The 24,868-nt window shown below is 67.9% G+C and carries 26 protein-coding genes and 1 tRNA gene; 5 read left to right on the top strand and 22 right to left on the bottom strand.

Going from position 1 to position 24,868, the window contains the following annotated elements:
• Positions 1 to 52 precede the first annotated feature (52 nt).
• Genes maiA through gtdA form a run of 3 tightly spaced genes read right to left on the bottom strand, consistent with a single transcriptional unit; the run spans position 53 to position 2,497 of the window.
• Positions 53 to 691 carry a maleylacetoacetate isomerase gene (maiA, locus tag N5K27_RS26705; RefSeq protein ID WP_087837739.1) on the bottom strand — a complete coding sequence of 213 codons (639 nt, stop codon included), beginning with the start codon at positions 689 to 691 and terminating at the stop codon, positions 53 to 55.
• A 16-nt stretch (positions 692 to 707) separates the two neighbouring features.
• Positions 708 to 1,406, bottom strand: coding sequence for a fumarylacetoacetate hydrolase family protein (locus N5K27_RS26700; protein WP_087837738.1), 699 nt, complete (start codon positions 1,404 to 1,406; stop codon positions 708 to 710).
• 38 nt (positions 1,407 to 1,444) lie between these two features.
• A complete protein-coding gene (gene gtdA, locus N5K27_RS26695; RefSeq protein ID WP_279820514.1) occupies positions 1,445 to 2,497 on the bottom strand; it encodes a gentisate 1,2-dioxygenase in 1,053 nt (350 codons plus the stop codon).
• Positions 2,498 to 2,817: 320 nt separating this feature from the next.
• Between gtdA and N5K27_RS26690 the strand changes: the two genes are divergently transcribed.
• The 4 genes from N5K27_RS26690 to N5K27_RS26675 all read left to right on the top strand — a co-directional run bounded on the left by N5K27_RS26690 (position 2,818) and on the right by N5K27_RS26675 (position 6,980).
• Positions 2,818 to 4,269 (top strand): circularly permuted type 2 ATP-grasp protein, encoded by a 1,452-nt coding sequence (locus tag N5K27_RS26690; protein WP_279820512.1) that lies wholly within the window; start codon positions 2,818 to 2,820, stop codon positions 4,267 to 4,269.
• The gene (locus tag N5K27_RS26685) at positions 4,263 to 5,216 is read left to right on the top strand and encodes an alpha-E domain-containing protein (RefSeq protein WP_087837735.1); all 954 of its coding nucleotides are present in this window, start codon (positions 4,263 to 4,265) and stop codon (positions 5,214 to 5,216) included. Before N5K27_RS26690 ends, N5K27_RS26685 begins: the two co-directional genes overlap by 7 nt.
• Before the next feature lie 13 nt (positions 5,217 to 5,229).
• Positions 5,230 to 6,021 (top strand): transglutaminase family protein, encoded by a 792-nt coding sequence (locus tag N5K27_RS26680; protein WP_279820510.1) that lies wholly within the window; start codon positions 5,230 to 5,232, stop codon positions 6,019 to 6,021.
• Between the two features lie 89 nt (positions 6,022 to 6,110).
• Entirely contained in the window at positions 6,111 to 6,980 is an 870-nt protein-coding gene (locus tag N5K27_RS26675; protein ID WP_279820508.1) for a proteasome-type protease, read from the top strand.
• 53 nt (positions 6,981 to 7,033) lie between these two features.
• Here the strand turns inward: N5K27_RS26675 and N5K27_RS26670 are convergent, their stop codons facing one another.
• Complete coding sequence (locus N5K27_RS26670) at positions 7,034 to 8,782, bottom strand: GGDEF domain-containing phosphodiesterase (RefSeq protein WP_279820506.1); 1,749 nt, start codon at positions 8,780 to 8,782, stop codon at positions 7,034 to 7,036.
• 162 nt (positions 8,783 to 8,944) lie between these two features.
• Entirely contained in the window at positions 8,945 to 9,370 is a 426-nt protein-coding gene (locus N5K27_RS26665) for an OsmC family protein (protein WP_279820504.1), read from the bottom strand.
• Between the two features lie 290 nt (positions 9,371 to 9,660).
• Between N5K27_RS26665 and N5K27_RS26660 the strand changes: the two genes are divergently transcribed.
• Positions 9,661 to 9,951: a hypothetical protein gene (locus tag N5K27_RS26660; RefSeq protein WP_130360781.1), complete on the top strand. Its 291-nt coding sequence runs from the start codon at positions 9,661 to 9,663 to the stop codon at positions 9,949 to 9,951.
• An 85-nt stretch (positions 9,952 to 10,036) separates the two neighbouring features.
• On the opposite strand, the gene N5K27_RS26655 is transcribed toward N5K27_RS26660, so the two are convergent.
• The 17 genes from N5K27_RS26655 to N5K27_RS26575 all read right to left on the bottom strand — a co-directional run bounded on the left by N5K27_RS26655 (position 10,037) and on the right by N5K27_RS26575 (position 24,845).
• A tRNA-Lys gene (locus tag N5K27_RS26655) sits at positions 10,037 to 10,113 on the bottom strand.
• Between the two features lie 136 nt (positions 10,114 to 10,249).
• Positions 10,250 to 11,023, bottom strand: a complete 774-nt coding sequence (ybgF, locus tag N5K27_RS26650; RefSeq protein ID WP_087837719.1) for a tol-pal system protein YbgF — start codon at positions 11,021 to 11,023, stop codon at positions 10,250 to 10,252.
• A gap of 12 nt (positions 11,024 to 11,035) precedes the next feature.
• Positions 11,036 to 11,572 carry an OmpA family protein gene (locus N5K27_RS26645; protein ID WP_279820501.1) on the bottom strand — a complete coding sequence of 179 codons (537 nt, stop codon included), beginning with the start codon at positions 11,570 to 11,572 and terminating at the stop codon, positions 11,036 to 11,038.
• Between the two features lie 157 nt (positions 11,573 to 11,729).
• Complete coding sequence (gene tolB, locus N5K27_RS26640) at positions 11,730 to 13,091, bottom strand: Tol-Pal system beta propeller repeat protein TolB (protein WP_087837717.1); 1,362 nt, start codon at positions 13,089 to 13,091, stop codon at positions 11,730 to 11,732.
• The gene (tolA, locus tag N5K27_RS26635) at positions 13,091 to 14,056 is read right to left on the bottom strand and encodes a cell envelope integrity protein TolA (RefSeq protein ID WP_087837716.1); all 966 of its coding nucleotides are present in this window, start codon (positions 14,054 to 14,056) and stop codon (positions 13,091 to 13,093) included. Before tolA ends, tolB begins: the two co-directional genes overlap by 1 nt.
• A gap of 6 nt (positions 14,057 to 14,062) precedes the next feature.
• Positions 14,063 to 14,509, bottom strand: a complete 447-nt coding sequence (gene tolR / locus N5K27_RS26630) for a protein TolR (RefSeq protein ID WP_087837715.1) — start codon at positions 14,507 to 14,509, stop codon at positions 14,063 to 14,065.
• On the bottom strand, positions 14,509 to 15,186 hold the full coding sequence (gene tolQ, locus N5K27_RS26625) for a protein TolQ (protein WP_087837714.1): 678 nt from the start codon (positions 15,184 to 15,186) through the stop codon (positions 14,509 to 14,511). The genes tolR and tolQ overlap by 1 nt, the downstream gene beginning before the upstream one ends.
• A gap of 50 nt (positions 15,187 to 15,236) precedes the next feature.
• Positions 15,237 to 15,674, bottom strand: a complete 438-nt coding sequence (ybgC, locus tag N5K27_RS26620) for a tol-pal system-associated acyl-CoA thioesterase (RefSeq protein ID WP_243724537.1) — start codon at positions 15,672 to 15,674, stop codon at positions 15,237 to 15,239.
• 486 nt (positions 15,675 to 16,160) lie between these two features.
• Positions 16,161 to 17,231 carry a Holliday junction branch migration DNA helicase RuvB gene (ruvB, locus tag N5K27_RS26615; protein ID WP_087837712.1) on the bottom strand — a complete coding sequence of 357 codons (1,071 nt, stop codon included), beginning with the start codon at positions 17,229 to 17,231 and terminating at the stop codon, positions 16,161 to 16,163.
• Between the two features lie 70 nt (positions 17,232 to 17,301).
• Positions 17,302 to 17,949, bottom strand: a complete 648-nt coding sequence (locus N5K27_RS26610; RefSeq protein WP_279820497.1) for a glutathione S-transferase — start codon at positions 17,947 to 17,949, stop codon at positions 17,302 to 17,304.
• Positions 17,950 to 17,965: 16 nt separating this feature from the next.
• Positions 17,966 to 18,541, bottom strand: a complete 576-nt coding sequence (gene ruvA, locus N5K27_RS26605) for a Holliday junction branch migration protein RuvA (protein WP_279820495.1) — start codon at positions 18,539 to 18,541, stop codon at positions 17,966 to 17,968.
• 30 nt (positions 18,542 to 18,571) lie between these two features.
• Entirely contained in the window at positions 18,572 to 19,120 is a 549-nt protein-coding gene (gene ruvC / locus N5K27_RS26600; protein ID WP_279820493.1) for a crossover junction endodeoxyribonuclease RuvC, read from the bottom strand.
• A 182-nt stretch (positions 19,121 to 19,302) separates the two neighbouring features.
• Positions 19,303 to 20,889: a bifunctional phosphoribosylaminoimidazolecarboxamide formyltransferase/IMP cyclohydrolase gene (purH, locus tag N5K27_RS26595; RefSeq protein ID WP_087837708.1), complete on the bottom strand. Its 1,587-nt coding sequence runs from the start codon at positions 20,887 to 20,889 to the stop codon at positions 19,303 to 19,305.
• A 61-nt stretch (positions 20,890 to 20,950) separates the two neighbouring features.
• Positions 20,951 to 21,187: a helix-turn-helix domain-containing protein gene (locus tag N5K27_RS26590; RefSeq protein WP_087781600.1), complete on the bottom strand. Its 237-nt coding sequence runs from the start codon at positions 21,185 to 21,187 to the stop codon at positions 20,951 to 20,953.
• A 23-nt stretch (positions 21,188 to 21,210) separates the two neighbouring features.
• On the bottom strand, positions 21,211 to 22,209 hold the full coding sequence (gene dusB, locus N5K27_RS26585; protein WP_087837707.1) for a tRNA dihydrouridine synthase DusB: 999 nt from the start codon (positions 22,207 to 22,209) through the stop codon (positions 21,211 to 21,213).
• 100 nt (positions 22,210 to 22,309) lie between these two features.
• Positions 22,310 to 23,488 (bottom strand): UbiH/UbiF/VisC/COQ6 family ubiquinone biosynthesis hydroxylase, encoded by a 1,179-nt coding sequence (locus tag N5K27_RS26580; RefSeq protein WP_279820488.1) that lies wholly within the window; start codon positions 23,486 to 23,488, stop codon positions 22,310 to 22,312.
• 7 nt (positions 23,489 to 23,495) lie between these two features.
• On the bottom strand, positions 23,496 to 24,845 hold the full coding sequence (locus N5K27_RS26575) for an aminopeptidase P N-terminal domain-containing protein (RefSeq protein ID WP_279820486.1): 1,350 nt from the start codon (positions 24,843 to 24,845) through the stop codon (positions 23,496 to 23,498).
• Positions 24,846 to 24,868 lie beyond the last annotated feature (23 nt).

Here is a 24,868-nt window from a genome sequence, read left to right as displayed (position 1 = left end):
CACCCGCATCGCCCCCTGGGGGGCGCCCGTAAGGGCGTAGGGGGGGGGGTAACTAACTACTATAGTCCGGCTGTTTGGCTGGCGCTGCCTGCTGGAAGGCCGGCTGCTGCTGGCAGTGCTCGTACACGGCCATCACCCGGGGGTAGGCCGAGGTGTCGCAGCCCATGCGCTGGGCGTTGCCGACCTGGGGGACCAGGCAGCAGTCGGCCAGCGTGGGCGCGTCGCCGAAGCAGTACGGGCCGGAGCCGTGGGCCTGGAGCAGGCGCTCGACGGCGGCCAGGCCGTCCTGGATCCAGTGGTCGTACCAGGCCTTCTTCTGTTCCTCGGTGACGCCGATGACGTCGGTGAGGTACTTCAGGATGCGCAGGTTGTTGACCGGATGGATGTCGCAGGCGATGGCCAGCGCGACCTCGAGCACGCGGGCGCGCCGCATCTTGTCCTGGGGGATCAGGCGCGGCTCGGGATAGGTGGCGTCGAGGTAGTCGATGATGGCCAGCGACTGCCCCAGTTGCACCTCGCCGTCGACCAGCAGTGGGACGTTGGCCGAGGGGTTCCTGGCCACGTAGTCCGCCGCGCGGTGTTCCAGCTTGCGGATGTTGACGCCGCGGTATTCGTAGGCCAGGCCCTTGAGCCCCAGCGCGATGCGGACCCGGTACGAGGTCGAGCTGTTGAAGAAACTGTAGAGTTCCATGTCGGCTCGTCCGGCCTCAGACCACGCGGACCTTCAGTTCGCCCAGGCCGGCCACGCCGCCTTCCATCAGGTCGCCCTTGACCACCGGGCCCACGCCTTCGGGGGTGCCGGTGAAGATCAGGTCGCCCGGTTCCAGGCGGAAGTACTTGGACAGGTAGGCCACGGTCTCGGCGATGGACCAGATCAGCTTGGAAGTATCGCTGCGCTGCTTGTCCTGGCCGTTCACCTTGAGCCACAGCTCGGCGTTGTCCATGTTGCCGACGTCGGAGGCCTTGTGCAGGGGAGCGGTGGGCGCGCTCTGGTCGAAGGCCTTGCCGAGTTCCCAGGGACGGCCGACCTCGCGCATCTTGATCTGCAGGTCGCGGCGGGTCATGTCCAGCCCGACGGCGTAGCCCCAGACGTATTCCAGCGCCTGTTCGACGGGGATGTTGGAGCCGGACTTGCCGATGGCGGCGACCAGTTCGATCTCGTAGTGGAAGTTCGAGGTCTCGGACGGGTAGGGCAGGTCCAGCGTCGTGCCGTAGGGCACGGCCACCACGGCGTCGGCCGGCTTGCAGAAGAAGAACGGCGGTTCGCGGTCGGGGTCGAAGCCCATTTCGCGCGCGTGGGCGGCGTAGTTGCGGCCGACGCAGTAGACGCGGCGCACGGGGAACTGTTCGTTGCTGCCGGCGACGGGCAGCGTGGTGACCGCTTCGGGTTGGAATACGTACGACATGGGCGGATAACCTTTGGGTGTAGGGATGGGAAAGGAGATCAGGCGATGCGCTCTTCGCGCAGCAGCCCCAGCGCGGCCTGCACCGGACGATCAGAATAGCTGAAGAGCACCGCGTCTTCGAGCGCGGCCAGTTGCACCGGCTTCCAGGGCGGGACCGCGAACACGTCGCGCGGTCCGAACTGGAAGACTTCGTCGCCGATGCGCACGCTGCCCTGGCCCTCGACCACGCTGAACACGGTGGAGTCCGAGGTGCGGTAGGTCTTGCCCTGGAAACCGGCCGGCAGCCATTGCATGAAGGTCGCCATGGTGGGCATGGGGTAGCCGCCGGTGGCGGGGTTCACGTAGCGCAGCTTGACGCCGTCCCAGGGATCGAGCTCGCCGCGGCGCGCCAGCTGGTCGAGCGCTTCGCGCGAGCGCTCGTAGGGATAGTTGAAGATGGGCGAGGACGTGCCGCTGAAGGTGTGGCGCACGGGCGCCATGTTGTAGCCGTAGCGCGCGAAGCTGTCCCCCTCGGGACGCATGACGGGCTGCGAGGCCTCGGGATAGTTCTCGGCGAAACCGGCATCCAGCGACCGCAGCAGCGGGATGTCCAGGCCGTCCAGCCACACCACCGGCTCGCCGCCTTCGGCTTCGGCGGGATTGCCGTGGTCGTGCCAGGTCCAGGACGGCGTGATGATGAAGTCGCCGGGATGCATGGTGGTGCGTTCGCCGTTGACCGCCGTGTAGGCGCCCTTGCCTTCGACGATGAAGCGCAGGGCCGACTGGGTGTGGCGGTGGCTGGGAGCGATCTCGCCGGGCAGGATCAGTTGCAGGCCCGCGTACAGCGTCTGGGTGATGGCCGACTGGCCCTTCAGGCCGGGGTTCTCCAGGATCAACACCCGGCGCACGGCTTCCTCGGCGCTGATGATGGAGCCCGACTCCATGACGTCGGCGCGCATCTTCTCGTACTTCCAGATCGCGGGCACGCATCGCGGCTGCGGCTGGGGCGGGACGAGGGTGTGCAGGGATTCCCAGAGGGGGCTCAGGTTCTTCTGCGCGATGCGGTCGTAATAGGCGCGGCGCGCGGCATCGGGAGCGGTCTTGTCGAGCATGGGGTCTCCGTGTCTGGCAGGGTGGCGCGGCATGCCCGCGTCCGTGTCCGGGCCATTGTATGCGTCGAGGTATGCAAAATGATATGAAATTATCTTATCAACCATATCAATAAGAATATGGCTCGCCGATCGATGCGGCGAGGCACCGTGCACCGCCCTGGTGCCGCATGGTTTCCGATCGGCGCACGCGTTCTTCCGCATGGTGCGTTTTCCGGCGGCCCTGCCGCCGCGGGACGTGTCCGCGCACGATGCGCGTGCATGCCATCCCGGTACGGCCCTTGCTTGAGCAGCTTCGGATATGGCCAGGAACGAAGGTGCCCATGCTGTCCTACGACGAGATGCAATTCGAGACCGGCGTCGTGCGCCGGCACTACCAGCGGTTCTGCGCCTGGCTGGACCGCCAGAGCGGCGACACCATGGCGCGCAAGCCAGCGGAGGCCGATCTGGTGTTCCGGCGGGTCGGCATCACTTTCGCGCTGGGGGGCGATGCCGGCGACGTGGAACGGCTGATCCCGTTCGACCTGATCCCGCGCATCATCCCCGCGGACGAATGGCAGTTGCTGCAGCGGGGCATGGCCCAGCGGGTGCGCGCGCTGAACATGTTCATCCACGATGTCTACCACGAACGCCACATCGTGCGCGCCGGCGTGGTGCCCGCCGAGCAGGTCTACACCAATGCCCAGTACCGGCCCGAGATGCAGGACGTGGACGTGCCGCGCGACATCTATGCCCATATCGCCGGGGTCGATATCGTCAAGGCCGGCGACGACCGCGACGGCACGTTCTACGTGCTCGAGGACAACCTGCGGGTACCGTCGGGCGTGTCCTACATGCTGGAGAACCGCAAGATGATGATGCGGCTCTTCCCGGAGCTGTTCGTGCAGAACCGGATCGCGCCCGTGGCCCACTACCCCGACCTGCTGCTGGAGAACCTGCGTTCGGTCGCGCCCATGGGCGTGGACGATCCCACCGTGGTCGTGCTGACGCCGGGCATCTTCAATTCCGCCTACTTCGAACACGCGTTCCTGGCGCAGCAGATGGGCGTCGAACTGGTGCAGGGCAGCGACCTGTTCGTTGCCGACAACACCGTTTTCATGCGCACCACGCGCGGGCCCAGGCGGGTGGATGTGATCTATCGCCGGCTGGACGACGACTTCCTCGACCCGATCGCCTTCCGCGCCGACTCGGCGCTGGGGGTGCCGGGGCTGCTGTCCGTGTACCGCGCGGGCCGCGTCACGCTGGCCAACGCGATCGGGACCGGGGTGGCCGACGACAAGTCCATCTATCCCTTCGTGCCGGACATGATCGCGTTCTATCTGTCCGAGGAACCCATCCTGAGCAATGTGCCGACCTGGCAGTGCCGCAAGCCCGACGAACTCTCGCACGTGCTCGCGCACTTGCCGGAGCTGGTGGTCAAGGAGGTGCATGGAGCGGGCGGCTACGGGATGCTGGTGGGCCCGACGGCAAGCCGCGCCGAGATCGAGTCCTTCCGCGCCCGTCTGCTGGCCAGGCCGCAGGGCTACATCGCCCAGCCCACGCTGGCGCTGTCGACCTGCCCGACCTTCGTCGAGCAAGGCGTCGCGCCGCGCCACATCGACCTGCGGCCGTTCGTGCTGTCGGGCCGCAATGTCTCCATGGTGGCGGGCGGCCTGACACGCGTCGCGCTGCACGAGGGATCGCTGGTCGTGAATTCCTCGCAGGGCGGCGGAACCAAGGATACCTGGGTACTCGACGCCGTCGAAGGCGCCGGCACGGAGGAAAAGACATGCTGAGCCGCACCGCCGACCATCTTTTCTGGATGGCCCGCTACATGGAGCGGGCCGAGAACACCGCGCGCATGCTGGACGTCACCATGAAGGCGCTGCTGCTGCCCCAGACCGACGAAAGCGCGCTGCGCAGCCAGCGGGCCGTGCTGGCGATATCCGAACTGGGCGAGGTTTTCGCCGGCCGCTACGACGCGGTGACGGCGGACAACGTGCTGCGTTTCATGGTGGCCGACCCCGGCAATCCTTCCAGCATCCTGTCCAGCCTGCGCGCCGCCCGGGAAAACGCCCGCGCGGTGCGCGGCGCGCTGACGACGGAGTCGTGGGAGACCATCAACCATACCTGGCTGGACTTCAACCGCCAGATCGACGAAGGCATGCTGGCGGTGGACCCGGACTCGGTGTTCGAGTGGGTCAAGCTGCGTTCGCACCTGTCGCGCGGCGTGACCCTGGGCACCGCGCTCAAGGACGAGGCTTTCTATTTCACCCAGCTGGGGACCTTCCTGGAGCGCGCGGACAATACCGCGCGCATCCTGGACGTGCGCTTCGCCGACGGCGCGCCGGCCTCGCGCGCGTCCTCCGGGGCGCCGCTCGACGATTTCTATTACTGGACCTCCATCCTGAGTTCGGTGTCGGGGCTGGAGACATACCGGCAAGTCTATCGGGACGTGCTGGTCCCCGAACGCGTGGCCGAGCTGCTGATCCTGAACCCGTCCATGCCGAGATCGCTGCTTGCCTCGCTGGACCACGTGTGCGAGAACCTTGCCATGCTCAGGACGGACAACTCCCGCGATTGCGAGCGCGAGGCCGGCCGGCTGCGCGCCGAATTGCTGTATGCCGAGATACGGCCCATCCTGTCCCGAGGCCTGCACCTGTACCTGACCGAGTTCCTGGGGCGCATCGCCATCCTGGGCAACAAGATCAGCGCGGCCTTCCTCCTGCCCTTGACCGTCTGAGGGGATATCCATCATGCGCCTGTTCATCTATCACGAGACCACCTATCGCTACGATGCGCCGGTGCTCTACTCGATCCAGCAACTGCGGCTGGTGCCGGGATCGGGTCCGGCGCAGGTCGTCGTCCATTGGGACCTGAACGCGCCCGGCAAGCTGGACATGGCCACGGACGCCTATGGCAACGCGGTCCAGATGCTGGTCATGACGCGGCCCTTGTCGGAGATGAAGTTCGCCGTGCGCGGCGAGGTCGAGACGACGCCGCTGCGCGACGGGCGGCTGGGGGAAGGCCCGGGGCGCATCCCGCTCGAACATTTCACCTGCGCGACGCGGCTGACCGAGGCCGACGCGGCCGTGCGCGAACTGGCGGGCGACACCGGGCCGCTGGACAGGCCGTCGGCCCTGCTCGAGCTGGCGTGCCGCATCCAGGAGCGCGTGGCCTACCGTTCCGGCATCACCCAGGTGACCAGCACCGCGGCCGAGGCGCTGGCGCTGGGCCAGGGCGTATGCCAGGACCATTCCCACCTGCTCATCGCCTGCTGCCGCGCCCAGGGCGTGCCGGCGCGCTATGTCAGCGGCTATATCGATCCGGGCGACGTCCCGCATGCGGCCAGCCATGCGTGGGCCGATGTCTGGCTGGACGAAGGCTGGGTTTCCGTGGACGTGACCCATGGCCGCTATGCTTCCGGCCCCTATTGCCGCATCGCTGTCGGTGCCGACTACGACAGCGCCGCGCCGGTCCGCGGCATGCGGGTGGGGGGCGGCGCCGAGGCGATGGCGGTCGACGTCAGGGTGGGCGCCGGGCAATGAGCCCCCGCACGGCGGGGGCCTGCCCATCCATGCGCCCCTCGGAAGCCGGCGCTAGAATTGTTCAATATTCCGACCAGCATGATTCCGGTATGACCTATTGTGTGGCGACGCGCGTGGACCAGGGCCTGGTGTTCCTGGCGGACACGCGTACCAACGCGGGCGTGGACCACGTCAGCACTTTCCGCAAGATGACCGTGTTCGAGCAGCCCGGCGAGCGCGTCATGGTGCTGTTGACGGCCGGCAATCTGGCGCTGACCCAGTCGGTCGTGCAGTTGCTGTCCGAACCCTCGGACCCGGACCTGCCCACGCCGTGGAACGTGCCCAACATGTTCGAGGCGGCCTGCCTGGTGGGCCGGGCCGTGCGCGAAGTCCATCGCATGCACGGCAGCGCGCTGGGCGATTTCAACATCGAGTTCAATTGCAGCTTCCTGCTGGGCGGCCAGATCCAGGGACAGCCGATGCGGCTGTTCCAGATCTATGCCGCGGGCAATTTCATCGAGGCCTCGACCATGAGCCCGTATTTCCAGATCGGCGAGGCCAAGTACGGCAAGCCCATCCTGGATCGCGTGCTGACGCCCTCGATGCCGCTGGACGAGGCGGCCAAGTGCGCGCTGATCTCGATGGATTCCACGCTGCGGTCCAATGTGTCGGTCGGCCTGCCGCTGGACCTGCTGGTGTACGAGAAGGACAGCCTGTGCGTGACCAAATTCGCGATGATCGACCACGACAACGACTATTTCCGGATGATCCACTCGTCGTGGGGCGAGCGGCTCCGTCAGGTGTTCGCCGAGATTCCCGACCCGCAATGGGCTCCGGTCTCGGCGCTGCCGCAAGGCAAGTCGCCGATGCGCTCGGAACCGCCCCTGGCACCGGGGCATGGGCCCTATAGATCGGTGCACGAGCCGGCCCAGGCGCAGACCCTGGCGCAAGCGCAGGGCGGGCCGTCCGGACCGGACTAGGACCCATTCCCGGCCTGTGCGAGCCTCCTTCCAGCGTGAACAGGCCCTAGACTTCAGGCGATGGGCGCCAGCGCGTTCTCCAGCGCCTGGGCGGTCAGCGGCCGCGAGAACCAGAATCCCTGCGCCTCATCGCAGCCCAGTTCGCCCAGGCGGCGGGCATGGGCCGCGGTCTCCACGCCTTCGGCGGTGACCTTGATGCCCAGCGCATGGGCCATGCCTATGATGGCGCTGATGATGGCGTCGCCGTTCTTGACCGACGAGATCGCCCGCACTAGCGAGCGGTCGATCTTGATGCGGTTGACCGGGAAGCGGGCCAGGTAGGCGAAGCTGGAATAGCCCGTGCCGAAATCGTCGATGGCAATGGCCACGCCCAGTTTGCGCAGGCTTTGCAGCGTGTCCGAGACCTGGCGGGTGTTGTCCAGCAGCAGGCCTTCGGTGATCTCGAGTTCGAGATAGCCCGGCGGCAATTGCCAGCGTTCGAGCGCGGAAGCGACCACGCCGTAAAGCTTGCGATCGCGCAACTGGGTGGGAGAGATATTGATGGCCATGCACGGCGACTGGCCGAACTTGGCATGCAGGCGCACGGCCTGCTGGCAGGCGGTATCGACGACCCACGCGCCCAGCTCGTCCATCAGGCCCAGGTCTTCCGCCATGGGCACGAACTCGGCGGGCCCCACGGCGCCGAGCCGCGGGTGCTGCCAGCGCAGCAGCGTCTCGGTGCGGGTGATGTGGCCGGTGCGCAGGTCGACCTGCGGTTGGTAGGCCAGCGAGAACTGCCGTGTTTCCACCGCCTCGCGCAGCAGGCTTTCGAGATGGTTGCGGCGCGCCGACTGGGTCTGCATGCCGAAGTCGAAGTGGCGGGCGGTGCCGCCGCCGCTGCGGCTGGCGGCGTGCAGGGCCAGCATGGCCCGTTGCAGCAGCGCGCGCGCGTCATTGCCGGCGGTGGGATAGGAGCTGACCCCGATGCTGGCGCTGACGTGCAGGGTCGCCGACGCGAACGGGATGGGCCGCGATACCTCGGCCAGCAGCGCGGCTTCGCGCTCGGCGGACAGCGTGTTGCGGCCGGTGGAGATCATGACGAACAGCGAGCCGCGCATCAGCCCCAGCACATGCTCGTCGCCGCACAGGCGTTTCAGGCGGGCAGCCACCTGCTTGATGGCGATGTCGGCGGCGGCATGGCCGAGGGTATCGCGCAGCTTGCGCAGGTTGTCCAGCTCCAGCAGCACGAGCAGGACCGGGTCGCTGCCGGTTTTCGCGCGTTCCAGCGCCAGCCCCAGGCGCTCCTCCAGCAGTTCCTGGTTGGGCAGGCCCGTCAGCGGGTCGTGGTGCAGCAGATGCCAGAGCTGCAGGCCATTGCGGGGGCGGCGCGAGTTGTCGAACACCGTGCCCACGTAGCCGGCGGTCTGGCCGTCGGCCTGGGTCAGCCGGCTCAGGGCCAGCGTGACGGTGACACGCGCGCCGTTGCGGCGCAGGTAGGTCCAGTCGGCTTCGGCGCCCTGGCTGGCGATCATTTCAGAGTCGGGATGCAGGCCCACGATGTCGCGCACCGGCGGCGAAGCCAGTTCGCCCTGGCGCAAGGCCAGTTCCGACGGGTCATGCAGTGCGTCGAAGCGCTGCTTGCCGATCAACTGGCTGGAGGAATAACCCGTGATGCGTTCGTAGGCGGGATTCACCATGGTGAACACGCCATGCGCATCGCACATGAATATGCCGCAAGGGGCCGACTGCATCGCCAATTGGTAGGCGGTGGCGGTCCATTGCTGAGCGGACCACGCCGTCGTGGCGCCCGCATCGTTGTGCACGGTCTCATTCCTCCACGACCAGGACATTCTGTTGTGCCGGCCCCGCCGGCGCGGCATATATTGAATCACAAGCGGCCTGGGCGCGGCGGGCGATGATGGCGCGGCGCCACGCTTTTTCAGGGATCTCCCGGAGTGGCGCGTTCCGGGCAGGCCGGCGCGCCCTCAGGCTTTCAGCCGGGCATCCATCGTGATCTGCGCGTTCAGCAGCTTGGACACCGGGCAGCCCGCCTTGGCCGCGTTGGCGGCGGCCTCGAAGGCGGCCTGGGCGGCGCCGGGAATGGCGGCCTCCACGTCCAGGTGCACCGCCGTGATCGAGAAGCCATCGCCCACCTTGTCCAGCGTGACCGTGGCGGCGGTGGCTATGCTTTCCGCCGTCATGCCCGCCTTGCCCAGTTCGGCGGACAGGGCCATCGAGAAGCAGCCGGCATGGGCCGCGCCTATCAGTTCCTCGGGGTTGGTGCCCTTGCCGCCCTCGAAGCGGGTGTGGAAGCTGTAGGGAGTCTGCGACAGCACGCCGCTCTCGGTGCTGAGCGTGCCCTTGCCGTCCTTGATGCCGCCTTTCCAGACGGCCGAAGCCGATTTCTTCATGAACGCCTCCTGGTTGACAGAGCCACCCAGCTTAACGCCGGGCCGCCGCCGCGGGCCGGGAGGGAATCGCAAGCGGCTGTAACGCCTTTTCGGGGGAGGAGCCCGTAGAATCCATCATCCTGTTGTTGCCCGATGACGCGGGGCCCACGATAGATCGGCCCGGGCCGCTGGTTCGCCCTGGTGGCGGTGAAAAGCGTTACATCTGAGAAAGTAAAACATTCGCGAAAATCGGCTGGCGGCGAAGACCATGGATTAAGCTTTGCCCAGCCTCACTTCAATTGGAGGGCATGATGCTCGAGTGGCTTCGCAGGTGGGTACTGAGTCACGCCCCGACCCCGGAAAGAGAAGCGGAGAAGGCGCTGAACGAGGCGCGGCTGGCGCTGTATCGCGCCGAGCAGCGGGTTCGCGATGCGATCATGTACGCGGAGTACTACCGCGAGCGGGTCAGCTTCCTGAAGCGGGTCAAGGAAGAAGGTATCGAGAACGTGACCGACGTGCGGGCCATGCGCCCGTATGCGGCGCAGGCCGGGAGTTCGCAGGCGACGCTGCGGCTGCATCCGAAGGCGGTCACGAACGAGTAGCGGGCGGCCAGCCGGTGCGTCGGTGGGGCCGACGCAAAAAAGCCTCCGCTTGGGAGGCTTTTTGCTGCAACCATCGGAAGATGGTTGGTAGGGTGGGAGGGACTCGAACCCTCGACTCTCTGATTAAAAGTCAGATACTCTAACCAACTGAGTTACCACCCCCCGTACTCACGGAGTTCGCTGCCCGGCTAAGCCGGGCTTGCGACCCGAAGCCCAAAATTATGGCAACCTGACGACGCTTTGTCAAATGAAAAGGGCCGGTATGAACCGGCCCTTTTCATTTTGAACGGATCTCGCGTCACTTCAGCAATTCGAGACGGTCTTTCGCGGTCTGCGCGGCGGGTACGCCAGGATAGTCGCGGACGATGCGTTCGAGCGTGGTGCGCGCGCCGCGCCGGTCGTTCAGTTCGACCTGGCTGCCGGCGATGACCAGCAGCGCGTCGGGCGCGCGGACGTTGGTGGGGAAGTTCTTGACCAGGGCCTGCTGCTGCGCGATGGCCGCCTTGTAGTCCTTGAGCGCGTAGTGGCTGCTGCCGATGTAGAACTGGGCGGCGGGCGCATAGGGGCTTTGGGGATACTGGCGGACGAAGTTCGACAGGGCGGGAATGGCGTCGGCGTAGTTGCCGTTGCGGAAGAGGTCGATGGCGGCGTCATAGGCGCGCTTTTCGTCGGCGCCCACGGTGGCCTGCTGGCCGTCTATCGAGGCCGTCTGGGGCTCGAGGCGCTTGAGGCGCGTGTCGACGTCCAGGTAGATGTCTTTCTGGGCCTGCTGGGTATCGGCCACCTGCTTGGTCAGGATCTCGATCTGACCGCGCAGGCGGGCGATTTCCTGCTGCAACTGCTCGATCTGCGATGCAAGCTGCAGCTGGCTGCGCTGGCTCTGCGCCAGGTCGTCGGCCAGCTTGCGGCTTTGCTGATCGGACCGCTCGCGCACTTCCTTGCGCAGGTCGATGATGGCCTGGCGCGCCTCGTCGTCGGAGAACAGGGCCGCGTGGGCCGAGAAACCCGTCAAGCTGGCGCCGATGCAGGCGGTGGCGGCCAGCAGCCGGAGGCGGGAAGTGCGGAGCGTCATGAGGGCAGATCCTTAGCGGTAGGCGATGTCGGCGCGGCGGTTTTCGGCGCGCGAGGCTTCATCGGTGCCGGTGGACTTGAGCTTTTCCTTGCCGAAGCTGATGGCCTCGACCTGGTCGTCGCGCACGCCCAGCAGCAGCATCATGCGGCGCACGGCTTCGGAGCGGCGCTGGCCCAGTGCCAGGTTGTATTCGCTGCTGCCGACGTCGTCGGTGTTGCCCTCGATCACGACCTTGCGGTTGCGGTTGTTGTTCAGGAAGCGAGCGTGGTTTTCGACGATGGGACGGTACTGGTCCTTGACCACATAGCTGTCGAAATCGAAGTACACCGAGCGCTGGGCCAGCACGCCCTTCGGATCGTTCAGGGGATCCAGGCCTTGCTGGGTGGTATCGACACGGGCGACGCCGTTGGCGTTGGCGCCGGTGTTCTGGCCGGAGCGGTCTTCGACCGGGACGTTGCTGCTCTCATCGAGCTTGACGGGGCTGCTGCAAGCCGAGACTACCGCGACAACGCTCGCCACGACGAACATTTTGAATGCACGAGTAGACATGATTTTTTCCTTGGGTTCCGAGGGACGATAGTGGGTTGGAAAAGACGATGACCAGACCGAAACGTGATCCTAAAGTGTCACATGAGCCCCACGGCGCGCAAGGTTGCAAGACGTGACAACGATGCGGCGCCGCGACAGCGAGGCCCGTTTCAGGTAATCAATTGTTCAGGAAAGGCCCCCAGGTGGGTTCGCGTACGTCACCGTTGAGCACCGACAGAGTCTGGGTAACGCGACCGTCGCTCGAAACCGCAGCCAGCACACCGCGGCCGGACTGCGATGTTGCATAAAGAATCATCTTTCCGTTGGGGGCAAAGCTGGGGGATTCGTCCCGGCCGCCGTTGGTGAGGACGAGCTCATTACCGGTGGCGAGGTCTAGGGAAGCTATCTGGAAGCCGGCGCGGCGGGTGACGTACAGCAAGGTTTTGCCATCAGGCGACAACTGGGGAGAAATATTGTAAGTCCCTTTGAACGTGACGCGCTCGACTTGATTGCTGTCCACGTTCAGGCGGTAGATCTGCGGGCTGCCGCCGCGGTCGCTGGTAAACAGAATGGCGCGGCCGTCGGGCGTGAAAGTGGGTTCGGTATCGATGCCCGGAGACTGGGTCAGGCGGCGCAAACCCGAGCCGTCGGCGTTCAGCATGTAGAGCTGGGACAGTCCGTCGCGGGTCAGAACGACCGCCAGGCGGTTGCCATCGGGCGCCCATGCGGGGGCGCTGTTATTGCCCTTGAAATTGGCAACCGGTATCCGCTGGCCCGTGGTGATAGTGTGCACGTACACAACAGGCTTGCGCGATTCGAAGCTGACATAGGCCAGGCGGGTGCCGTCGGGCGACCAGGCGGGCGAGATGATGGGCTCGCGCGAGCGCAGGGCGGTCTGGGCGTTCTGGCCGTCGGCGTCGGCGATCTGCAGTTCGTAGATGTTGTCGCGCTTGAGGACGTAGGCGATGCGTGTTGCGAAAATGCCACGATCCCCGGTCAGTTTCTCGTAGATGCGGTCGGCGATCTGGTGGGCGGTACGGCGCATCTCGTTCGCGCCCGACGCGAAGGCCACGCCATCGATCTGTGCCTGCTTGACCGTGTCGACCAGGCGGTAGCGCACGTCGTAGCGGCCGTCGCCCGTGCGCTGCACGCTGCCCACGGCCAGTGCGTCGGCGCCGCGGGTCTTCCAGGCCGCGAAACCGATGACGGCCGAGTCCGATAGCGGCGTTTCCCCGGCATCGATGATGCGGAACAGGCCGGTGCGGTTCAGGTCGGCGCGGATGATTTCCGCGATCGCCTTGCCCTGCGGGTCGGCCGATTCGAAGTTGGCGATGGCCACCGGGTACTGGTTGGCGCCGGCCCCGGAGATCTGGACGGTCAGTTGGGCCCGGGCCGGAGCGGAGCCCAGGGCGAACGCCGTCGCGGCCAGGGCCGCGGCGCATTGCAGGAGCCGCCGTCCTAGCCGGTTGCCGAGGTCACGCAGGCGGGCGCTGCCGGACAGGGCGGACGAGGGGGGGAAAGCGGGATTTGCAAATGTCATCAGTCGAACATCCGATATTGAACTTCTATGTTGGACTCGTACCGGCCGGAGGACGGCCGCGGGAAGGGGTCGCAACGCCGGATACCGGTCTCGACCGCGCGATCGAAAGCCGGGACGCCGGAGGAGCGGAGGAGGCGCGGCGCGCCCGCCTGGTCCCCGGTGGGTAGCAACTGGACCCGGAACACGGCTGTGGGGTTCCCGTCGGAGGAACTGCCACTTGCACTATAAATGACTCCAGGTTTGATGCAAGCGCGCACCAGGTCCGCATAGCCGGGATCGCCCCCGCCGCCGCCCGCCTGGTTGCGGCTGGCGGTGCCGCCCTCGCGGCCGCCTTCCAGGCCGGCGGCGCGCGCGGTGTCGTTGCGGAAGGCTTCGCGCAGCTTGCGATCGCGCTCGGCCTGGGCTTTCTTCTCGGCGGCGGCCTTCTTCTCCGCCGCGGCTTTCTCGGCCGCGGCTTTCTTTTCGGCCGCGGCCTTGTCGGCGGCCAGTTGCTCGGCCTTCTTCTTCTCGGCCTCGCGCTGCTCGGCTTCCTTCCTTTCCTGCGCGCGCTTCTCGGCCTGCTTCTTTTCTTCCAGCTTCTGCTGCTCGCGTTTGCGCTCGGCCTCGCGCTCCTCGGCCTCGCGCCGTTCAGCCTCGCGGCGCTTCTTTTCCTGCTCGATGGCGATGTCGGGTTTCTCCTGCGTCACCTTGGGTTCGGGTGGCGGAGGCGGCGGCGGGGGAGGCTTGACCGGTTCTGGCTGCGGTTCGGGCGTGGGGGTGGGGTCGGGCTCGGGCTGGTTGGGCGCGGGCAGCGCCGTCCACAGTTCGGCCTGGACCGGGCCCGGCGCGCGCCGGTTCCAGTCCAGGCTGAAGATCAGGGCGGCGGCCAGCAGCAGGTGCATCAGCACCGCCAGGGCGAAGGCTTTCCACTTGCCGGGTTCCGGCGGTCGTCGGAGAGGTCGGTTGGATCGGTCGTTGGGCGCCATGGGCGATCAGGAGCCTTGTTGCTTGACCAGCAGGCCGACCCGCTTGACGCCCTGGCGCTGCAGGTCGTCCATGACTTTCAGCACGGACTCGTATTGCGCCTTGCGGTCGGCGGAGATGACGACGGGCTGGTCGGGATGTTCGGACTGGCGTTCGCGCGCCAGGCGCGCGAGGTCGTTGCGCGGGATGGCGTGCGGCGTGCTGTCGCCGCGTTCGCGGTCGCGGATGGTGACGCTGCCGTCGGCGGCCAGGATGACCTCGAGCGGCTTGACCGGCACCTGCGAGGCCTTGCCCACCGTGGGCAGGTCGATGACGCCCGGCGACATCATGGGTGCGGTGACCATGAAGATCACCAGCAGCACCAGCATGACGTCGATGTACGGGACGACGTTGATCTCGTTCATGGAGCGGCGCCCGCCTCGGCCGCCGCGGTTGCTGGAGCGGATCGAGGGCATCAGCGCACCTGTCGTTGCAGGATGTTCAGGAACTCGTCGATGAAGCTGTCGAAGCGGATGGACAGCCGGTCGATGTCGTGCGAGAACCGGTTGTAGGCGACCACCGCGGGGATGGCGGCGAACAGGCCGATGGCCGTGGCCACCAGTGCTTCGGCGATGCCGGGCGCGACGCTGGCCAGGGTGGCCTGTTCGACGTTGGCCAGGCCGCGGAAGGCGTGCATGATGCCCCAGACCGTGCCGAACAGGCCGACGTAGGGGCTGACCGAGCCGGTGGAGGCCAGGAAGGCGAGGTGGGATTCGAGCGAGTCCATCTCGCGCTGGTAGGCGGCCCGCATCGCGCGGCGGGAGCCGTCCAGCAGCGTGTTGACGTCGCTCAGCTTGCTCTGGCGGCCCTTGACGAATTCGGCCATGCCGGCCTCGAAGATGCGCGCCAGCGCGCCCTGTTCGCCGCGCCGGGTGGCGACGGCCTGGTGCAGCATGTTCAGGTCGCCCCCGGACCAGAAGTCGGCCTCGAAGCGCTCGGTCTGCTGCTTGGCGCGCTTGATGGCGAAATGCTTGCGGAAGATGTAGGTCCAGGACATCAGCGACACGATGGCAAGGATGGCCATCACGCACTGGACCGTAAAGCTTGCCTGGGTGATCAGGGACAGGATGGACATGTCCTGGTTGACGTTCATGCAGAGTCCTTTGGGGGGCGAAAGAGAATGCCTGGGGGTTGATGTCGGGGTTAATCGGTTGCGGGTCCGGCCGCCAGCGGCGCCAGCGTCCGGACGAGTCCGGACGGCAGCGCGCGCGGACGCAGCGTCGCGCGATCGACGCATCCTACCTGGACCTTGCCGGTTGCGAGCAGTTCATCGCCGCGTTCGCAAAACTGCAGGAAATCGATCGATGCCTTGCCCAGGCGGGAGACCTGGCTGCGTATGGTCAAGGAATCATCCAGGGCGGCCGGCCGCCGGTACTGGGTGTCGATGCCGCGCACGACGAAGATGCAGCCCGTTTCGTCCGCCAGCGCGCGCTGTTCCACGCCCAGCGCGCGCAGCCACTCGGTGCGGGCGCGTTCGAAGAACTTGAGATAGTTGGCGTAGTAGACCACGCCGCCGGCGTCGGTATCTTCGTAGTAGACCCGGATGGGGAACCGGAAATCTGCACTGGCGGGTTGGGGCACGAGGCGAACCTTGGATGAGTCGAGCAAGCTTGGAGGCCGATGAGGCCCTGGGGCGAAATTGTAAACAACCCGCCGGCCCTGGGCACCCGGCCGCCATCCGGGCATTGTGCCAAATGTGACGGCTTGTAAAGCGGGAAACTTTAGCGCGCCGGCGCCGTCAGACGCCAGGAAGCGTTGATTGCAAGCCTGTGCGGCTTCGGGTGCGTGGGTGGCGCCGTCCGGGTTATCGACGCTTCCACCCTTTATTTTTATGGTTGGACGATTCCGCTTCGTGCTGTCATGGCTGCGTCATCGACGCCGTTCATGATTTCGTCCGACTTGATGTCGCTGTGCCCTGCACAGTAGAACCCGTGACCTGGGGGATGCCCAGGCACGGGTTTTGTTTTTGTACCCCCTACGCGCTTGCGCGCGCCCAGTAGGGTGAGCCCCCAGCCGCTACGCGGCAGCCCCCCAAGGGGGCCGGGACCTGCGTTGATCATTTCCGTATCAACTGGAGAACAGATCGCCACCGGTTTGCGCGGGCGGGGTCAGGCCCAGGTGGCGGTAGGTGCCCTGGGTGGCGATGCGGCCGCGCGGGGTGCGTTGGACGTAGCCATGCTGGATCAGGTAGGGCTCGATCACGTCCTCGATGGTGTCGCGTTCCTCGCCGATGGCCGCGGACAGGCTGTCCAGGCCGACGGGGCCGCCGTCGAACTTGTAGACGATCGCTTCCAGCAACTTGCGGTCCATGATGTCCAGGCCGGCCGGGTCGACGTCCAGCATGGACAGGGCGGCGTGGGCGACTTCGCCGGTGATGCGGCCGCCGGCCTTGACCTCGGCGTAGTCGCGCACCCGGCGCAGCAGCCGGTTGGCGATGCGGGGCGTGCCGCGCGAACGGCGCGCGATCTCGCGGGCGCCGTCCTCGGCGATGGCGGCGTTGAGCAGGCCGGCGCTGCGGGTCACGATGGAGGACAGTTCGTCGGCGGTATAGAACTCCAGCCGGGCGATGATGCCGAAGCGATCCCGCAGCGGATTGGTCAGCATGCCCGCGCGGGTGGTGGCGCCGACCAGCGTGAAGGGTTGCAGGTCCAGCTTGACGCTGCGGGCGGCGGGACCTTCGCCGATCAGGATGTCGATCTGGAAGTCCTCGAGCGCGGGGTAGAGGATTTCCTCGACTACCGGCGACAGGCGATGGATCTCGTCGATGAACAGGACGTCGTTGCGTTCCAGGTTGGTCAGCAGCGCCGCGAGGTCGCCCGGCCGCTCCAGCACCGGGCCCGAGGTCTGGCGCAGCTGGACGCCCATCTCGCGCGCGACGATGTGGGCCAGCGTGGTCTTGCCCAGGCCCGGCGGGCCGAACAGCAGGACGTGGTCCAGCGACTCCTGGCGGTTGCGCGCGGCGGCGATGAAGATCTCGAGCTGTTCGCGGATGCGGCGCTGGCCGACGTATTCGTCGAGCGCCTTGGGGCGCAGCGCGCGTTCGATGGCCTCTTCGTTGGGAGACGAGGCGCGCGGAGAGATCACCCGCATGTCGGGGGCGTCGTCTCGGATGGAAAGCTTGTCGGGCTGGATCGCCATGGAGGTATTCTGCCTTGAACTGCTGGTATGTTAGCCCGTTCCGCGCCGGCCTGCGGAGGGCGCCGCCGGTTCAGTAGTCCAGCCGCCCGTACAGTTCGCCGAAGGGCACCATGACGTGCTCGCGATAGGGCGCCCGCTGCTGCAGCCGCTGGTACCAGGCCCTGACATGGGGCACCTCGGGCCGGGCGATGTCCAGGCTGAAATAGCGGTACAGCGCCGTGCCGGCGGGAATGTCGGCCAGCGTCAGCCGTTCGCCTTCCAGAAACGGCCGGTTCGCCAGTCGCGCATCCAGCAACTGGAAATACCCGGCGCATTCCTCGACGCGGTCGCGGATGGCATCGAGATCGCGCAAGGGCTCGGGCGTCCGGTAGTAGCCCCAGAACACGCCGGTCAGGAAGGCGGGTTGCAGCGCGGTGTGGGCCCAGTCCATCCAGCGTTCGGCCCGAGAGCGCTCGGCCGGGTCGGCCGGCCAGAAGGCCGGGGCGCCGTGGCGGGCCGCCAGGTAGCGCAGGATGGTGTGCGATTCCCAGACGACGGTGCCGTCGTCGTCGATGACCGGTACCTTGCCGTGCGGGTTCAGGGCCCGGAACGCCGGCGTATCGACCAGGCCGTGCTCGCCGCCGGCGGGGATGTGCTCGTAGGCCAGGCCCAGTTCGCCCGCGAACCAGAGCACCTTCTGTACATTGAAGGAGCTGCGCCGTCCCCAGATCCTGAGCATGCGGCCTCCGCCGGCCCTAACGTGCCAGCGCCTTGAGCGCCAGCTTGATGCCTTCCGAGACGCCCACGCCGGCCGGCAGGTTCTTCACCGAGGCCACGGCCTCGCGTTCGGAATAGCCCAGCGCCACCAGGGCGTTGAGGATGTCGGCCTGTCCGTCCGCCACCGCGTGGCCGGCCGCGGCGCCGAGGTCGGCGCCCAGCTTGCCCTTGAGTTCCAGCAGCAGCCGCTCGGCCGTCTTCTTTCCTATGCCCGGCACGCGGGTCAGGCGGCCGGCCTCCTGCAGGGTGACGGCCTGCGACAGCTCGGCCACCGTCATGCCCGACAGCACGGCCAGTGCGATCTTGGCGCCCACGCCGCTGACCTTGATGAGTTCGCGGAAAGTGGCGCGTTCGGCCGCGGTGCCGAAGCCGTACAGCACGTGGGCATCCTCGCGTATGGCGAGGTGGGTGAGCAGCGTCACCCGGGCGCCGAGCTCGGGCAGGGAATACAGCGTGCTCATCGGCACGTCCAGCTCGTAGCCCACGCCGTTCACGTCCAGGCAGACGGTGGGCGGTTGTTTCTCGACCAGCGTTCCGGTCAGGCGTCCGATCATGAATTCACCTTGGCGACTTGTCGTCGCGCGTCATACTAATCTTCCGGCCCGCAGCCGGGTGCCGCGGCGGGCGAAGGCGGGATGGCTGCCATGCTCCCGCAGGCGGTCGGCCATGGGGGAGATGTGCGCATGGCAGATGGCGCAGGCCAGCGCGTCGGCGGCATCGGCCGCGGGGGCGCCGTCCAGCGACAGCAGGTGCTGCACCATGGACTGTACCTGGGTCTTGGCGGCCCGCCCGGTGCCCACCACCGATTTCTTGATCTGCAGCGCGGTGTATTCGTGCACCGGCAGCCCGGTGTCGGCCAGCGCGCACAGCGCCGCGCCGCGCGCCTGGCCCAGCAGCAGCGTCGAGGCGGGGTTGGTGTTGACGAACACCTTCTCGACGGCGGCGAAGTCGGGCGCGGTGTCGCGCACGACCTGCCGCAGGTTGTCCAGGATGATCTTGAGCCGCGCCGACAGGTCATCGTCGGCGGGCACCACGATGGTCCCGCTGGCGACATAGCGCAGCCGCGGCCCCTCCGATTCGATCACGCCGAACCCCGTACGCCGCAATCCCGGATCCACCCCCAGAATACGCATAACGTCAGCCTACCCCATAACCAGGGCGCCGCGGATCCGGCTCCGCCGGTCCGCCAGCGCCGCCCCCGGGACCCGGCGCCGGGCCGCCCCAAGGCGGGTCCCGGCCCCCTCGGGGGGCTGTCGCGTAGCGGCTGGGGGCTCACCATGCCGGGCGCGCGTAAGCGCGTAGGGGGGGGGCATTTTCAATGGCGGAAGTGGCGGGTGCCCGTCAGCACCATCGCGATGCCGCGTTCGTCGGCCGCCGCGATGACTTCCGCGTCCCGCATGCTGCCGCCGGGCTGGATGACGCAGCTCGCGCCCGCGTCCACGACCACGTCCAGGCCGTCGCGGAACGGGAAGAAGGCATCGGAAGCCACGGCCGATCCCTTGAGCGACAGGCCGGCGTTCTCGGCCTTGATCGACGCGATGCGGGCGGAATCGACGCGGCTCATCTGGCCGGCGCCCACGCCCAGCGTCATGCCGCCGCCCACGAACACGATGGCGTTGGACTTGACGAACTTGGCCACCTTCCAGGCGAACAGCAGGTCGTCCATCTGGGCCTCGGTGGGCGCGACCTTGGTGACGACCTTGAGCTGGTCGCGCGCGACGTTGAACGAATCGGGCTGCTGCACCAGCCAGCCGCCGCCCACGCGCTTGACGTCGAAAGCGTTCACGCCGTCGCCCATCGGGATCTCGAGCAGGCGCACGTTCTGCTTGGCGGCGAAGATCTCCAGCGCGCCGGCCTCGTAGGCGGGGGCGAGCAGCACTTCGACGAACTGCTTGCTGACCGCCTGCGCGGTGGCGGCGTCCACCGGACGGTTGAAGGCGATGATGCCGCCGAAGGCGGACGTGGGGTCGGTCTTGAACGCCTGCTGGTAGGCGTGGAGCGCGTCGGTGGATACCGCCACGCCGCAAGGATTGGCGTGCTTGACGATGACGCAGGCCGGCGCATCGAAGGTGCGTACGCATTCCCATGCGGCGTCGGCGTCGGCGATGTTGTTGTAGGACAGTTCCTTGCCCTGCAGCTGGCGGTAGTTGGCCAGCAGGCCGGCGGCCGGCGCGGTGTCGCGATAGAAGGCCGCGGACTGGTGCGGGTTCTCGCCGTAGCGCATGGCTTGGCTCTTGGTGGCCTGGAAGCTCAGGATCTCGGGGTAGGCCTCGCGCACGGGCACGGCCTCCTGGGCCGGCGCGTCGGTCAGGCTGGTCAGGTAGTTGGCGATCGCGCCGTCGTACGAGGCGGTATGGGCGAACACCTTCTTGGCCAGGTTCAGGCGCAGGGCGTAGGAGGTCGCGCCGGTGGCGTCCATTTCCTCGAGCACCTGGGCATAGTCGGCCGGATCGATGACGACCGTGACGCCGCCGGCTTCGGTGCCATGGTTCTTGGCCGCCGCGCGCAGCATGGCCGGTCCGCCGATGTCGATGTTCTCGACGGCGTCGGCGAAGGTGCAGCCGGGCTTGGCGACGGTCTCACGGAAGGGATAGAGGTTCACCACCAGCAGATCGATGCGGCCGATGCCGTGGCTGGCGATGGCGTCCAGGTGCGCCTGGGCGTCGCGGCGGGCCAGCAGGCCGCCGTGGATCTTCGGATGCAGCGTCTTGACGCGGCCGTCCATCATCTCGGGAAAACCGGTGTAGTCGGAAACTTCCTGCACGGGCAGGCCGGCCTGGGCCAGCAGCTTGGCCGTGCCGCCGGTGGACAGCAGTTGCACGCCGCGGTCGTGCAAGGCCCTGGCGAAGTCGACGATGCCGGATTTGTCGGAAACGGAAAGAAGCGCGCGTTCGATTTTCATGAGTGTGGGGCAGAATGGCGTGCCAGGGCCGGCACGGGACAATGGGGATGAGGGGGCCGCGTCAGACCTTGATCTGGTAGTGGTCGAGCTTCTTGCGCAGGGTGTTGCGGTTGATGCCCAGCATCTCGGCGGCGCGCGACTGGTTGCGGTCGGCCTTCTCCAGCACGACCTCCAGCATGGGACGCTCGACGGCCGTCAGCACCATGTCCCAGATGCCGCTGGTCGTCTCGCCTTCGAGATCCTTGAAGTAGCGGTCCAGGGTGTGGCGTACGCACTCTTCAAGCGTATGTTCTTTCATTGGTTGTTTCCTTGATGCGCGGCCTAGGCGGCCAGCCGCGAGGCTGGCGTTGCGGGGCGATCGAACCAGTCGGCCACCGCCTGCCATTGGTCGCGCGTGTTTTCTATCAAATTCAGCTGCGCACAGAACTGCGGCCCTCCCGGCAGCGAGCCCAGATACCAGCCGATATGCTTGCGCGCGGTCCGCACGCCCGTGTACTCGCCGTAGAAACGGTAGTGGTCGTCCAGGTGCTGCAGCAGTAGTTCGCGCATCTCCGACTGCGTGGGAGCGGGCAGGCGGGTTCCGGTGCGCAGGTAGTGGTCGATTTCCCGGAACAGCCAGGGCCGGCCCTGGGCCGCCCGGCCGATCATGACGGCGTCGGCGCCGGTGGCCTCCAGCACGCTGCGCGCCTTCTCGGGAGAGTCGATGTCGCCATTGGCGATGACGGGAATGGCGAGCTCGGCCTTGACCGCGGCGATGGTCTCGTACTCCGCCTCGCCCATGTACAGGTCCTCGCGGGTGCGGCCGTGCAGGGCCAGGGCCGCGATGCCGATGTCCTGCGCGCGCCGCGCCACGCGCAGCACGTTGCGGTCGGCCCGGCGCCAGCCGGTGCGGGTCTTGAGCGTGACGGGCACGCCCAGCGGCTCGCAGGCGCGCACGACGGCTTCCAGGATGCGCGCGACCAGATCCTCGTCGCGCAGCAGGGCCGAGCCGGCGGCCACGTTGCAGACCTTCTTGGCCGGACAGCCCATGTTGATGTCGATGATGCGGGCACCCTTGCCGACGTTGAAGACGGCGGCCTGCGCCATCATCCCGGGATCGCTGCCGGCGATCTGCACGGCGATGGGGTCGCTTTCGCCCTCGTGGTCCAGGCGGCGCGAAGTCTTGACGCTGTTCCACAGGCGCGGGTTGCTGGCGGCCATCTCGGACACGGCGTGGCCGGCACCCAGCCGCTTGCACAACTGGCGGAACGGACGGTCCGTCACGCCGGCCATGGGAGCGACGAAAACGTTGTTCGGAAGGTCGTAGGGGCCGATGCGCATGGCTGGATGCGCCGGCAGCCCCATTCATGGGGGTTGCGGCGCGTGGGCAAAAATGTCCGAGGAAGGCGGGGATTGTACCGCTGTCGGGGCGCCGCGGCGATCAGGCCCGCAGCCCTTCCATCAACTGTCGCGCCAGCGGCCCGCGCAGGGTACGCGACATGTCCAGGCCCAGCAAGGCCAGGCCGCAGGCATGCTCGACCGGTGCCAGGCCGGTCGCGAAGATGCGCGGCATGAAATCGGTCAGGCCGCCGGTCAGCCAGCGGTCGGCTCCGCGGGCGCGGGCATAGGCCGACAGCAGGGGGGCCGCGCGGGCGGACGGGTCGCGCAGCAGGGGCGCGAGGCTTTCGGCCAGCCGCGCGGCATCGCGCAGGCCGAGGTTCATGCCCTGGCCGGCCACCGGGTGCAGGGTCTGGGCGGCGTTGCCGATGGCCACGGTGGCGCCATCGACCACGTGGCGGCGCAGATTGATGCCCAAGGGATAGCGGTGGCGCGGGCCGGCGGCGGCGAAGCCGCCCAGCCGGGTGCCGAAGGTCCGGCCCAGGGCGTCGGCGAAGGCGCCGTCGTCCAGGGCCGCCAGGCGCTCGGCATGGCCGGGGCGGCAGCACCAGACCAGCGCGTAGCGGCCGGTGTCGTGGGCGGGGCCGGCGGGGTAGGGCAGCAGCGCCAGCGGGCCCTCGGTGGTGAAGCGTTCCCAGGCCCAGCCCGGGCGCGGGCGGCTGGCGCGGACGATGGCCAGCACGGCATGCTGGCCGTAGTCGCGGTGCAGGTCGTTGCGGGCCTGGTGGTCGAAGGTACCCCCTTCGGCGTGGACGCAGGCCCGGGTGGTCCATTCCTGGCCGTCCTGGCCGACCACCGCGGCGTCGCCCTCCTGGCGCAGGATGGCGGCAGGCTCGCCCGCGCGGATGGTGATGCCCGACAGCGCCAGCGCGGCGTCCAGGGCTTCGACGATGCCCGGATAGGGCACCACCGTGCCCAGCGCCGGCACGCCGAAATCGGCGTGCGAGATGTGGGTGCGGCCCAGTCGGCCCTTCTGCGAGACGTGGACGTGCAGGATGTCGGCGCCGCCGGCCGGCCAGGCGCCCAGCGACGCCAGCAGCACCCGGCTGCCATGGTTGAGCGCCATCGAGCGCGGGTCGGCCGTCGTGTCGGCGGAGACGACCGCGGGGCGCCGGGGCCGGCACAGCACGATGCGCTCTGGCCGGGAGGTCGCCCGGGCCAGGAGCAGCGCCAGCGTGGCCCCGACCGGGCCGCCGCCCAGGATGGTGACGTCCGCCTGCATGCTCGCTTCAGCCCCGCATCAGGGCTTCGATCTCGTCGGCGCCAACGGGGACGCCGCGGGTGATCAGTTCGCAGCCGGATTCGGTCACGACGGCATCGTCCTCGATGCGGATGCCGATGTCCCAGAACCGCTCGGGCACGTCGGCCGCGGGGCGGACGTAGATGCCCGGCTCGATGGTGAGCACCATGCCCGGCCGAAGCGTACGCCATGGGCGGGGCTCGTCCGCGGACGCCGCCGCGCCCGGTTCGCGGTAGTCGCCCACGTCGTGCACGTCCATGCCCAGCCAGTGGCCGGTACGGTGCATGTAGAAGCGGGTGTACTGCTGGGATTCCAGTACACCGTCCAGCGTGCCGGTCAGCAGGCCCTCGTCGATCATGCCCTGGGCCAGCACGCGGACCGCCGCGTCGTGGCCCTCGTTCCAGCGCGCGCCGGGACGGGTCAGGGCGGCGGCGGCGTTCTGCGCTTCCTGCACCAGGTCGTACAGCGCGCGCTGCGGTCCGCTGAAGCGGCCGTTGACGGGGAAGGTACGGGTGATGTCCGACGCATAGCCATCCAGTTCGCAGCCGGCGTCGATCAGCAGCAGGTCGCCGTCCTTGAGCTCGGCGTCGCCGGCGCGGTAGTGCAGCACGCAGGCGTTGTGGCCGGTGGCGACGATGGAGTTGTAGGCGACCGACTGCGAGCCGTGGCGGCGGAATTCGTGCAGCAGTTCGGCCTCGATCTCGTATTCGCGCAGGCCCGGGCGCGACGCTCGCATGGCGCGCACGTGGGCGCCTGCGGAAATGGCGCCGGCCCGGCGCATGGTTTCGATCTCGAAGGCGTCCTTGACCAGGCGCATTTCCGCCAGGATGGCCCGCAGGTCGTAGCTGCTGGCGGGCGCGGTGGCGCCGGACCGGCCCATGGCGCGCACCCGCTCCAGCCATCCGCGCAGGTGGGTGTCGAACAGGCGGTCGCTGCCCATGGGCACGAACAGCGCGGGCTGGTCGGCGATGAGCTTGGGCAGTTCGTCGGCCAGCGCCTCGACCGGCAGCGCGCGGTCGAAGCCGAACTGCTCGGCGGCCGCGTCCGGGCCGACCCGGTAGCCGTCCCAGATCTCGCGTTCCAGGTTCTTGCTGCGGCAGAACAGGATGCTGCGGTCTTGCGCACCCGCGATCAGGACCAGCCAGGCCTCGGGTTCGGGAAAGCCGGTCAGGTAGAAGAAATCGCTGTCGAAGCGGAACGGGAATTCGGCGTCGCGGTTGCGGACGAGCTCGCGCGAGGTGGGCAGGATCGCGATGCCGCCGCCTCGGGCGCGCATGACGTCCAGCACGCGGCGGCGGCGCGCGGCGAAGGGGGAGAGGTCCTGGGCGGGAATGCTCATGGCGATGGATCCGTGCGCGGGAA

Origin of the sequence: Pigmentiphaga sp. GD03639 (assembly GCF_029845405.1) — a bacterium.
Lineage (GTDB): Bacteria > Pseudomonadota > Gammaproteobacteria > Burkholderiales > Burkholderiaceae_B > Pigmentiphaga > Pigmentiphaga daeguensis.
This window is presented reverse-complemented; position numbering and strand designations above follow the sequence as displayed.